Annotated in this window: 10 protein-coding genes; 6 read left to right on the forward strand and 4 right to left on the reverse strand. The window is 70.1% G+C overall.

The features are described from left to right. Positions 1-471: 471 nt before the first annotated feature. Positions 472-1152: a ribosome-associated translation inhibitor RaiA gene (raiA, locus tag GT354_RS20705; protein ID WP_161357833.1), complete on the forward strand. Its 681-nt coding sequence runs from the start codon at positions 472-474 to the stop codon at positions 1150-1152. Positions 1153-1361: 209 nt separating this feature from the next. Beyond that, complete coding sequence (locus GT354_RS20710) at positions 1362-2078, forward strand: response regulator transcription factor (RefSeq protein WP_346012101.1); 717 nt, start codon at positions 1362-1364, stop codon at positions 2076-2078. Positions 2079-2145: 67 nt separating this feature from the next. Here the strand turns inward: GT354_RS20710 and GT354_RS20715 are convergent, their stop codons facing one another. After that, positions 2146-3339, reverse strand: coding sequence for a crosslink repair DNA glycosylase YcaQ family protein (locus GT354_RS20715; protein ID WP_161357834.1), 1194 nt, complete (start codon positions 3337-3339; stop codon positions 2146-2148). Between the two features lie 106 nt (positions 3340-3445). Then, positions 3446-3976: a GNAT family N-acetyltransferase gene (locus GT354_RS20720; RefSeq protein ID WP_161357835.1), complete on the reverse strand. Its 531-nt coding sequence runs from the start codon at positions 3974-3976 to the stop codon at positions 3446-3448. Positions 3977-4115: 139 nt separating this feature from the next. Here GT354_RS20720 and secA point away from each other — a divergent pair, with 139 nt between their 5' ends. Next, the gene (gene secA, locus GT354_RS20725; protein ID WP_161357836.1) at positions 4116-6884 is read left to right on the forward strand and encodes a preprotein translocase subunit SecA; all 2769 of its coding nucleotides are present in this window, start codon (positions 4116-4118) and stop codon (positions 6882-6884) included. A 114-nt stretch (positions 6885-6998) separates the two neighbouring features. Here secA and GT354_RS20730 read toward each other — a convergent pair whose 3' ends face one another. Next, positions 6999-7589 carry an Rv3235 family protein gene (locus GT354_RS20730; protein WP_161357837.1) on the reverse strand — a complete coding sequence of 197 codons (591 nt, stop codon included), beginning with the start codon at positions 7587-7589 and terminating at the stop codon, positions 6999-7001. Positions 7590-7891: 302 nt separating this feature from the next. Between GT354_RS20730 and GT354_RS20735 the strand changes: the two genes are divergently transcribed. The 3 genes from GT354_RS20735 to pruA all read left to right on the forward strand — a co-directional run bounded on the left by GT354_RS20735 (position 7892) and on the right by pruA (position 10776). Continuing rightward, a complete protein-coding gene (locus GT354_RS20735) occupies positions 7892-8362 on the forward strand; it encodes a hypothetical protein (RefSeq protein WP_161357838.1) in 471 nt (156 codons plus the stop codon). A gap of 18 nt (positions 8363-8380) precedes the next feature. Next, a complete protein-coding gene (locus GT354_RS20740; RefSeq protein ID WP_161357839.1) occupies positions 8381-9043 on the forward strand; it encodes an HAD hydrolase-like protein in 663 nt (220 codons plus the stop codon). A gap of 104 nt (positions 9044-9147) precedes the next feature. Then, positions 9148-10776 (forward strand): L-glutamate gamma-semialdehyde dehydrogenase, encoded by a 1629-nt coding sequence (gene pruA / locus GT354_RS20745; protein ID WP_161357840.1) that lies wholly within the window; start codon positions 9148-9150, stop codon positions 10774-10776. 24 nt (positions 10777-10800) lie between these two features. On the opposite strand, the gene GT354_RS20750 is transcribed toward pruA, so the two are convergent. Next, positions 10801-11364 carry a DJ-1/PfpI family protein gene (locus tag GT354_RS20750; RefSeq protein WP_161357841.1) on the reverse strand — a complete coding sequence of 188 codons (564 nt, stop codon included), beginning with the start codon at positions 11362-11364 and terminating at the stop codon, positions 10801-10803. Between the last annotated feature and the right edge of the window lie 95 nt (positions 11365-11459).

The raw sequence follows: 11459 nt of genomic DNA on the forward strand, positions 1-11459 counted from the left end.
CCGGCGCCCGGTGTCTGTTGGTTCCGGTGCCGTCCGCGCGGGCCGCGGTGCGGCGCCGAGGTCGCGACGCGACCTGCGAACTCGCGGTTCGGGCGGCGTCGGGAATGCGCCGGGCGGGGGTGCCCGTGCGGGTGCTGCCGGCTCTGCGACATATCCGCCGAGTCCGGGATCAAGCAGGGCTTTCCGCACATGAACGGGACGTGAACCTCAGGCGGTCAATGATCGTTTCGGACAGGTTGGCTCCCTTGTTTGCGGGCATGAGTGTGGTGATCGTCGTCGATGATGTCTGCACCACCGGCGCGACTCTCGCGGAGGCGACCCGTGCGGTCCGAGCCGCGGGAGGGCGAGTCGAGGCGGCGGCCGTGGTGGCCGCGACCGCCCGGCGGCGCCGGGCGGAGCAGGGCCGTCGACGACCTGGTCGGTCGGTTGGGTGCCCACCCCTCCGGCATGGCGCAATGGATGGAGTTCTGCGTGGACATTGTCGTCAAGGGCCGCAAGACCGAGGTACCCGAGCGTTTTCGCAAGCACTGCGTCGAGAAGCTGGACAAGATCCGCAAGCTCGACGCCAAGGTGATCAGCGTGGACGTGGAGGTTTCCAAGGAGCGGAACCCGCGGCTGGCGGAGCGTTCGGATCGGGTGGAGATCACACTCAACACGCGTGGTCCCGTCATCCGGGGTGAAGCCGCCGCTTCCGACCCCTACGCCGCATTGGACCTGGCGTGCGCGAGGCTCGAAGCGCAGCTGCGCAAGGCCGCCGACCGGCGGCGCGTGCACCACGGTCACCGTGCTCCCGTCTCGGTGGGCGCGGCCACTGCGGAGATCAACAACGCCGACCGGCTCAACGGAGCCGTGGTGGCGTCCGCGGAAGACATCGAGGCCGTCAAGAACGGCGAACTCCGGGCCCAGCCGCACATGGCGGGCCCCATCGAGGTTGACGGCGAAGGCCCCCTCGTGGTTCGCGAGAAGGTACACGCCGGGCGCCCGATGGCGCTCGACCAGGCGCTGTACGAGATGGAGTTGGTAGGCCACGACTTCTATCTGTTCATCGACGCGAGCACCAAGTGGCCGAGCGTGGTGTACCGCCGGCACGGCTACGACTACGGTGTGATCCACCTCAAGCCCGAGGATCGTGAGGACGGTGGACCGCAGTAGCGGTTACCCGGTCGTCACGTGCCCTTTGGTCGTGAATCGGCGCCGAGGCCCTTCGGGTTTCGGCGCCGGTTGCGTCCTCGACCCTGGCGTTGCCTGGCGAATGTTCCGCTTCGCAAGTACGTTCCGCGCATAACACCCATCAGGGCCTGGCGTCGCGGCGATCACGTGGGATCATGTTCCGGACACGGATCGTGCCGACCCAGGGGGGAATCACGGTGGGTGAACAGTCTGTTCCGACCCGCGTGGAGCACGGATCACAGGGCGAACCGATCCGCGTGCTGGTGGTCGACGACCACGACCTGTTTCGCCGCGGCCTCGACATCGTGCTTGCGCCCGAACCGGACATCACGGTGGTCGGCGAGGCCGGCGACGGCGCCGAGGCGCTCGAAGCGGCCCAGGACCTCCTGCCGGACATCATCCTGATGGATGTCCGGATGCCCCGGCGCGGTGGCATCGAGGCGTGCACGGCGATCAAGGAAGTCGCGCCCAGCACGCAGATCATCATGCTCACCATGAGTGAAGAGGAAGCCGACCTCTACGACGCGATCAAGGCCGGAGCGACCGGCTACCTGCTCAAGGAGATCTCGCACAGCGAGGTCGCGTCGGCGATCCGCGCGGTCGCCGACGGACAGTCGCAGATCAGTCCGTCGATGGCGGTCAAGTTGTTGACCGAGTTCAAGTCGATGAGCCGGCGCGACGACGAGCGTCGGCTGGTGCCGGCGCCGAGGCTGACCGATCGCGAGATCGAGGTGTTGCGCCTGGTGGCGACCGGGCGCAACAACCGCGACATCGCCAAGGAACTGTTCATCAGCGAGAACACGGTCAAGAACCACGTGCGCAACATCCTGGAGAAGCTCCAGTTGCACTCGCGCATGGAAGCCGTGGTCTACGCGATGCGGGAGAAGATCTTGGAGATCGGCGACTGAGCGAGGGTCGCGGGACGGGTGCGCCCACCCCGCGACCCTCGCATCGCCCGCCGCGCGCGGCGCCGGCTCATCCCGCGAGCAGGCGTTCCAGCGGCGCGCGCGAGCTCTCGTGATCGAGCTGCTCGACGCGCACGGCGTCGCACCCCACCCACGTCGCGGCCTCGCGCAGTGCGCCGGCCGCCGCCGCGAGCGTGCGCTCCGACACCTTGGCGCCGCCCTCGAAGGACATCCGGCGCGCGACCAGCGTGCGGCCCTCCCGGGCCGGATCGACCCGCCCCACCAGCCGGCCGCCGGTGAGCAGCGGCATCACGAAGTAGCCGTGGACGCGCTTGGCGGCCGGTACGTACGCCTCCAGCCGGTGTTCGAAGCCGCCGAAAACGCGCGCCGTGCGCGGGCGGTCCCACACGAGCGAGTCGAACGGCGAGAGCAGCGTCGTGCGGTGGCGTCCGCGCGCGTGTATCGACAGCGCGTACGGATCGACCCACGTGCCGTCCTTGGCGGCCTTGTCACCCCAGCCCTCGACGGTCACCGGGACCAGGCCGCTGTCGTGCACGACCGCGTCGACCTGCGCGCCGGTCAACCGGTACTGGTCCATCAGGTCGGACCGCGTGGCCACCCCGAGTTGGCGGCCCGACAGGCGCACCAGGCGGCGCAGGCACTCGGCGTCGTCGGGCTCCTCGGCGAGCAGGTCCGCGGGGATCACGCGCTCCGGCAGGTCGTACACGCGTTTCCAGCCCTCGCGGCGCACGCACACCACGTCGCCGAAGGCCAGGGCGCGTTCCACCGCGATCTTGGTGTCGCTCCAGTCCCACCACTCGCCCTTGTTCTTGGCGCCGCCCAGTCGCGTCGCGGTGAGCGGTCCTTCGGCGCGCAGGCGTTCGAGGACCGCCTTGTACGCGTCGTCGGAGACCTGGTGGCCCCACAGGTGACCGCGGGCGCGGTACTGCCGGCGGCGGAACGCGAAATCCGGCCAGGTCGACATCGGCAGCACGCACGCGGCATGCGACCAGTATTCGAACGCGGTGTCGCCCGCCCAGTAGGCGGCCTCCACCTTGGCCCGGCCCACGGCGCCCAGCCGGGCGTAGGGGACCAGTTCGTGCGAGCGGGCCAGGGTCGAGATCGTGTCGAGTTGTACCGCGCCCAGCGAGCGCAGCACACCGGCCACGCCGGCGCCGCGGTCGGGCGTGCCGACGAAGCCCTGGGCGACCAGCACGATCCGGCGGGCCTGCTCGGCGCTCAGCCGCGTGCTCACGCTCGCCATGACACATCTACTCCCCTGGGGCGACGGTTTTCGGGACGAGGTGTCTGCGGTCGACACGTTCGCGGCCGGTGCGGCGGCGGGCGCCGACCGCTGTGCGCGCGGCCGCTCATGCGTCCGACGCGATCCGCGCGTGCAGGTGCGCGTCGAGGAAGCCCGTTTCGGGCCCGGGGAGGTAGCCCCGCATGACTCCTTCGAGTGCATATCCGCCGGCTCGCGCGACCGCGCACGACGCCTCGTTGACCACCGAGTGCCGCAGTTCGACCCGGTGCAGATCGAGCGCGCCGAACGCCCAGCGGGTCACCGCACCCAGCCCGTGGCGGGCCACGCCGAGGCCGCGCGCGTCGGGCAGGGTCCAGTAGCCGATCTCGGCCGAGCGCAATTGTGGATCCACGTGCTTGAGCGCTATATGGCCGAAAACCTCGCCGGTCACCGCGTCCGTGACCGCGAAGGACGGGCCCCAGCCGGTCGCCCACCGCTGCTCGCGGCGAGCCAGCCAACTCGGTGCGTCCTCGTCCGCGCTCGGCGGCGCCCACCGACCGATCTCGGGATCCGCGAGCGCCTTGCCGACGACGTCCACGTCGTGTTTGTTCCATGGTCGGAGCTGAAAGCGCCCCGCTGCGATCTCCACTGGTTCCATGCGGGTCACTGTGCCGGCCCGCGAGGCTCGATCCGGGGTTGCCTCCTCGCATACGATGGCCGTATCGGTGGGCCGGGCCCCGCCGTGCCGTCACGTCCGAAAGGCGGGCGGGCGCCGTCGGGCAAGGAGCTCATCCAGCGTGTCTATCTTCGACAAGGTCCTGCGCGCCGGCGAGGGCAAAATCCTGCGCAAGCTCAACCGCATCGCAGATCAGATCGAGTCGATCGAAGATGACTTCAAGGACCTCTCCGATGCCGAGCTTCGGGCACTGACGGACGAGTACAAGCAGCGCTACGCCGACGGGGAGACCCTCGACGACCTGCTTCCGGAAGCCTTCGCCACGGTTCGTGAGGCCGCGCGCCGCACCCTGGGCCAGCGGCACTACAAGGTGCAGTTGATGGGCGGTGCCGCGCTGCACCTGGGCAACATCGCCGAGATGCGCACCGGCGAGGGCAAGACGCTCGTCTCCACGCTGCCCGCCTACCTCAACGCGATCGCCGGCGAGGGCGTGCACGTGGTCACGGTCAACGACTACCTCGCCGAGCGCGACTCGGAGTGGATGGGCCGGGTGCACCGCTTCCTCGGCCTGACCGTGGGTTGCATCCTCGCCAACATGCCGCCGCACGAGCGTCGCAAGGCGTACAACTTCGACATCACCTACGGCACGAACAACGAGTTCGGCTTCGACTACCTGCGCGACAACATGGCGTGGTCGGCCGAGGAACTCGTGCAGCGCGGCCACTTCTTCGCGGTGGTCGACGAGGTCGACTCGATCCTCGTCGACGAGGCCCGCACGCCGCTGATCATCTCCGGCCCGGCCGACCAGGCCACGAAGTGGTACGCCGACTTCGCCAAGATGGTCAAGCGGCTCAAGCGCGGCGAGCCCGCCAACCCGCTCAAGGGCATCGAGGAGACCGGCGACTACGACGTCGACGAGAAGAAGCGCACCGTCGCCATCCACGAGTCGGGCGTCGGTCGGGTCGAGGACTACCTGGGCATCGACAACCTCTACGAGGCGGTCAACACCCCGCTGGTCGGCTACCTGAACAACGCCATCAAGGCCAAGGAGCTGTACAAGCGCGACAAGGAGTACGTCGTCGTGGACGGCGAGGTGCTCATCGTCGACGAGCACACCGGCCGCATCCTCGCCGGTCGCCGCTACAACGAGGGCATGCACCAGGCGATCGAGGCCAAGGAGGGGGTGGACATCAAGGACGAGAACCAGACCCTTGCCACCGTCACCCTCCAGAACTTCTTCCGGCTGTACAAGAAGCTCGGCGGCATGACCGGTACCGCGATGACCGAGGCGGCCGAGTTCCACCAGATCTACAAGCTGGGCGTCGTGCCGATCCCCACCCACCGCGACGTGCAGCGGGTGGACCGCTCCGACCTCGTGTACAAGACCGAGGAAGCCAAGTTCGACGCGGTCGTCGACGACATCACGGAGAAGCACGAGAAGGGCCAGCCGGTCCTGGTCGGCACCACGAGCGTGGAGAAGTCCGAATACCTGTCGGCGCAGCTGCGCAAGCGCGGCGTCCCGCACGAGGTGCTCAACGCCAAGCACCACGAGCGCGAGGCGCAGATCGTCGCGCAGGCCGGGCGCAAGGGCGCGGTCACGGTCGCCACCAACATGGCCGGCCGAGGCACCGACATCATGCTCGGTGGCAACCCCGACCACCTCGCCGCCGCCGCTCTCGCGCAGCGCGGGCTCACCCCGGTGGAGACGCCGGAGGAGTACGAGGCCGCGTGGGCCGAGGCGCTCGAGAAGGCGAAGAAGGCGGTCAAGGCCGAGCACGAAGAGGTCTCCGACCTCGGCGGGCTGTACGTGCTGGGCACCGAGCGGCACGAGTCGCGGCGCATCGACAACCAGCTGCGTGGCCGGTCCGGCCGCCAGGGAGACCCGGGCGAGTCCCGCTTCTACCTGTCGCTGGGCGACGACCTGATGCGCCTGTTCAAGGCCAACATCGTCGAGCGCGTGCTGACCCTGGCCAACGTGCCCGAGGACCAGCCGATCGAGTCGAAGATGGTCTCGAACGCGATCAAGTCGGCGCAGACCCAGGTCGAGCAGCAGAACTTCGAGATCCGCAAGAACGTCCTCAAGTACGACGAGGTGCTGAACCGCCAGCGCGAGGTGATCTACGGCGAGCGTCGTCGGGTGCTCGCGGGCGAGAATCTGCAGGAGCAGATCGGCCACTTCATCGACGACACCGTCGAGGCGTACGTGCACGGCGCGACCGAGGGCTTCTCCGAGGAGTGGGACCTGGAGAAGCTGTGGACCAACCTCAAGCGGCTGTACCCGGTGAGCCTGACCATCGAGGAGGTCGAGGAGGAGTTCGGCGAGCGCGGCGACCTCGACACCGAGCAGCTCGTCGAACTGCTCCGGGCCGACGCGCAGGCCGCCTACGCGCTGCGTGAGGAGAAGCTCGGCGAAGAGGTCATGCGCGAGCTGGAGCGCCGGGTGATCCTGTCGGTGCTCGACCGCCGGTGGCGCGAGCACCTGTACGAGATGGACTACCTCCAGGAGGGCATCGGCCTGCGGGCCATGGCGCAGCGCGACCCGCTGGTGGAGTACCAGCGCGAGGGCTTCGACATGTTCAACGCCATGATGGAGGGCATCAAGGAGGAGTCGGTCGGCTACCTCTTCAACGTCGAGGTGGAGATCGAGCAGGTGCCCGAGGCGCCGAGCATCTCGATGGACAAGGCCACCCCGCTGCCCGAGATCCACGCGAAGGGCCTCGACGCCCCGCAGCGTCCGGCGCACCTGCAGTACAGCGCGCCGACGATCGACGGTGAGGGCGGTGTGGTGACCGTCGAGGAGAACTTCGACGAGGACGACGCCGACGTCGACGAGGGCGCCACCCGCGCCGAACGCCGCCGCGCGCAGCGCGCGAAGCGCAAGAAGAAGTGACGCGCACGAAGAAGTAGTGGGCCGTTCGACCCGAACGATCTTGGAGTCGAAGGGTGCCGGAAGCTGTTTCCGGCCCCTCGACTCCAAGATCGTTTGTGCGTCCGCAGCCTTGTCTCAGCGCAGCCGGTCGTGTTCCAGGGCCGTGCACAGCCACGTGGTGGTCGGGCGCGGCGTGGGGGCGTCGCGTTCGAGGCGGAAGGCGACGGTGAGCGCCAGGGTCTCGGCGTGCAGGCGGGCGTAGCCCTCGGCGACGCCGTCGGCGGGTGCGCGGCCGTTGCTGGAGCGAACTCGCACGCGGCCCACCCGGCGGTCCGTCAGGGTGCGGGTCAGTTGCTGGACGTTCTTGTAGACGGCGGCGGAGGCGTACGGGCGCAACTGGGTGACCGTGCGCAGTCCGGACACGATCTCGGCCAGGGAGTGGGCCAGGCGCTGGGCGCGGAGCCGGGCCTCGGCGGGGTCGGGTTCCTGTGGGGTGACGATCAGGCGCAGGGTCGGACGAGGCGCGGGCGCGCAGGCGACGGGGGCGAGGGCGAGCGAGCCGTCGACGCGCGGCGGTGTGTGGCGCGGGCGCAGGTGGACGACGTCGGCGCCGGCCGGCCGGGCCGGTTCGGGCTCGGCGGTGTCGAAAGGGCTTTCGCCGGCCGGGGCGCGCACGATGTGCAGGTGCGCCGGCGCGCCGGAGCGGCGGGTGGGCGGGTGGAGCATGGCGGGTCCCCGAGTGCGTGATGTGGGTGGTCGTCGGATGCCGTACGTGCCCGCTCGTTTCCCCCGACCGGAACGCGTACGGGCTCTTCGTAGCCGGCGCCCGGATCGGGCAACAACCATTCGTCTGGCCGATGTCGCGTGACGATCCGTGGCGCGTCGCTCGGGGTGGCGCAAGAGGCGGTCGCCCGCAGTGATTACGCTGACGCGCGTCGACTCACGCAATGTGTCGGTCGGTCGACCGTCGTCCCGATTCCCGGCGAACTCTCAGGGATACCGGGATTTCACCCGATTGGAGCCTCCTGGTGCGCGTGTTCATCCCCACCACGCCCGCGGGCCTGTCCGCGCTGCACGCGGACGGCATGATCGTCGCCACGCCGCTGACCGCGTACGCGGTCACCGACGCGCTGCGCGAGTGGTACGAGAGCCAGGACTCCGAGGAGTTGGAGTACGCCGCGATGACGCAGGCCGCCGAGGCGTCGCTGCGGCTGCTCGCGGGGGAGCCCGGCGCGAGGCGGCGGGTCGTGCTCGCCGCCGACGTGCCGGACGCGATGGTGGCGGACGCGTCGCACGAGGGTCCCGCGACCGTGACGGTGAGCGCGACCGTCCCGCGCAAGCGGGTCGCGGCCGTGCACATGGACACCGCCGACGCCGAGGCCGCGATCGCGGCGGCGCTCGCGGGCGGGCTCACCGACGAACTCGTCGAGGCGACCGAGGAGCACGAGTTGCTGTGGTTCGCGACACAGGAGATCGCCGAACTCGTGCGGTCTCGTTAGCGGCACAATGCGGGTTCTATGACAAGCAGTCGGCAACCGCACCTGGTCTGGGACTGGAACAGCACGCTGTTCCACGACATGGACGCGATCATCGCGGCCACCAACGCCTCGTTCGCGGTGATCGGGTTCCCGCCGATCACGCTGGAGCGCTATCGCGAGTTGTACTGCGTGCCCGTGCCGCGGTTCTACGAGAAGGTCACCGGCCGGGTACCCGGGCCGGACGAGTGGTTGCTGCTCGACGAGGCGTTCCAGCGCAGCTACGCGACGCACAGCGCGGTGTGCGAGCTCACCCCCGAAGCCGACGCGCTGCTCGACGCGTGGCAGCGCGACGGCGGCACCCAGTCGCTCCTGTCGCTGACCGCGCACGAGGACCTGCTGCCGTTCGTGCGGCGGTTCGGCATAGAGCAGCGGTTCGTGCGGGTGGACGGCCGGGTGGGCCCGGCGGGTGGCGGTAAGGCCGAGCATCTGGTGCGGCATCTGGACGCGTTGCGGGCGGACCCGGCCGACGTGGTGCTGATCGGCGACGCCGCCGACGACGCGTCGGCCGCGTTGCGGGTGGGGGCTCGGGCGGTGCTGTACGCGGGCGGCTCGCACGGGCGCGCCGGCCTGGAGCGGGTGGGGGTGCCGGTGGTGGACTCGCTCACGGAAGCGGTGGCGCTCGCGCGCACGCTCGGCGGGTGAGCGCCGTCCGCCGGGCGACGGCCGGGTGATTGATGCCGGGTGTGCCGGGTGTGCCCGGTCGGTCGGGCGGCATCGAATGCCCGCTTCGTGGGCACTGCGCATCCATGGATGCTGTGACCCGGGTTCCCCGGCCGTACAACGAACCCGTCCACGACTACGCCCCGGGCAGCCCCGAGCGGGATCGGGTGCGGGCCAGGCTCGCCGAGTTGGCCGCCGGGCCGGTGGATCTGCCGCACGTCATCGGCGGCGAGCATCGGATGGGTGCGGGCAAGCGGGTCGGGATCGTCCAGCCGCACCGCCTGGCGGCGGAGTTGGGCACGATCGCCAACGCGACGCACGACGACGCGCGGGCCGCGGTCACCGCCGCGAAGGAGGCCGCGCACGACTGGCGCGCACTGGACTTCGAGGACCGCGCGGCGATCCTGCTCAAGGCCGCCGACCTGCTCGCGGGTCCGTGGCGGGAGACGATCGCCGCGGCGACCATGCTGGGGCAGGGCAAGACGGTTCGCCAGGCCGAGATCGACGCGCCGTGCGAACTGGTCGACTTCTGGCGCTTCAACGTGGACTTCGCCCGCCGGATCCTGGCCGAGCAGCCGATCAGCGGCAAGGGCGGGTGGAACCGGCTCGACCACCGGCCGCTCGAAGGCTTCGTGTACGCGATCACCCCGTTCAACTTCACCGCCATCGCCGGCAACCTGCCCACCGCGCCCGCGCTGATGGGCAACGTCGTGCTGTGGAAGCCGTCGCCCACGCAGGCGCTGTCGGCGCACCACGTGATGCGCCTGCTCGAAGCCGCGGGCATGCCGCCCGGGGTGATCAACCTGCTGCACGGCGACGGGATCGCGGTCTCCGATGTCGCCCTGTCGGACCCGGACTTCGCCGGCCTGCACTTCACCGGTTCCCCCGCCACGTTTCAACACCTGTGGCGCACGATCGGCGCGAACATCGCCGACTACCGCACGTATCCGCGGATCGTGGGCGAGACCGGCGGCAAGGACTTCGTGGTCGCGCACCCCAGCGCCGACCCGGCCGTGCTGCGCACCGCGCTCGTGCGCGGCGCGTTCGAGTACCAGGGCCAGAAGTGCTCCGCCGCGTCCCGCGCCTACCTCCCGCGCTCGCTGTGGGAGAGCGGCTTTCGCGACGACTTCCTCGCCGAGGTGGACGGCCTGTCGATGGGCGACGTCACCGACCTGAGCCACTTCATGGGCGCGGTGATCGACGAGCGGGCGTTCGCCCGGAACAAGGCCGTGATCGACCGGGCCCGAGTCGACGACGGCCTGCGGGTACTCGCGGGCGGTACGTACGACGACTCGATCGGCTGGTTCGTGCGACCCACGGTCGTGCTCGCCGAGGATCCGTGGGACGAGATGTTCACGACCGAGTACTTCGGGCCGGTACTGGGCGTGTACGTGTACGAGGACGGCGACTGGGACGCGATGTTGCGGCAGATGGAGTCGGCCGCGCCGTACGCGCTCACCGGGTCGGTCATCGCGCGGGATCGGCGGGTGCTCGCCGAGACCACGGGTCGCCTACGGTTCGCGGCCGGCAACTTCTACCTCAACGACAAGCCCACGGGCGCGGTCGTGGGGCAGCAGCCGTTCGGCGGCGCGCGGGCGTCGGGGACGAACGACAAGGCCGGCGCGATGCAGAACCTGATGCGTTGGACCAGCACCCGCGCGATCAAGGAGACGTTCGTGCCCGACACCGATCACCGCTACCCGCACATGGACTGACGCCCGGGCCGCGATCCCGGGCGGCTACGCCGGCGCCTTCGCCCGCAGGATCTTGACGAACTCGCGCATCCACGCCGGATGATCGACCCACGTGCGGGCCGACACGAGCATGCCGTCCACCACCGCGTCGCCGTCCGTCCACACCCCGCCCGCCGCCCTGATGTCGGGTGCGATCGCCGGATAGGCGGCGGTGCGGCGCCCGGCCAGGACGCCGGCGGCCGCGGCCACGAGCGGGCCGTGGCAGATGTGCGCCACCGGCTTGTCCGCCTCGAAGAAGTGCCGCACGATGCGCAGCACGACGGGGTTGTTGCGGATGTACTCCGGGGCCCGTCCACCCGGCACGACCAAGGCGGCGTAGTTCTCCGGTCGCACCTCCACGAACGCGAAGTCGGCCGGCCACGTGTAACCGGGCTTCTCGGTGAACGTGTCGAACCCGTCCGTGAAGTCGTGCACCACGAACCGCAACTCCTTGCGTGAGGGCCCGGCCACATGCACGTCGTATCCCTCCTCGCGCAGGCGCTGGTACGGGTAGAGCACTTCGAGTGATTCCGCCGCGTCTCCGGTGATGATCAGAACCTTCTTGGCCATGACGATCGCCTCCCCACCGAGTCGGTCCCACCGCGTGATCCGGTCCTGGCTCGGGTTTGCCCCGCGTGCGCAGCGGCGCCCCCCGTGTGTCTTCC

It is taken from the genome of Streptomyces sp. SID3343, from assembly GCF_009865215.1.
Taxonomy (GTDB): domain Bacteria; phylum Actinomycetota; class Actinomycetes; order Streptomycetales; family Streptomycetaceae; genus Embleya.

Coding starts and splice junctions, on each gene's coding strand:
- GT354_RS20715 (WP_161357834.1), bottom strand. CDS start 3,339: ATGGCGAGCGTGAGCACGCGGCTGAGCGCCGAGCAGGCCCGCCGGATC.
- GT354_RS20720 (WP_161357835.1), bottom strand. CDS start 3,976: ATGGAACCAGTGGAGATCGCAGCGGGGCGCTTTCAGCTCCGACCATGG.
- GT354_RS20730 (WP_161357837.1), bottom strand. CDS start 7,589: ATGCTCCACCCGCCCACCCGCCGCTCCGGCGCGCCGGCGCACCTGCAC.
- GT354_RS20740 (WP_161357839.1), top strand. CDS start 8,381: ATGACAAGCAGTCGGCAACCGCACCTGGTCTGGGACTGGAACAGCACG.
- pruA (WP_161357840.1), top strand. CDS start 9,148: ATGGATGCTGTGACCCGGGTTCCCCGGCCGTACAACGAACCCGTCCAC.
- GT354_RS20750 (WP_161357841.1), bottom strand. CDS start 11,364: ATGGCCAAGAAGGTTCTGATCATCACCGGAGACGCGGCGGAATCACTC.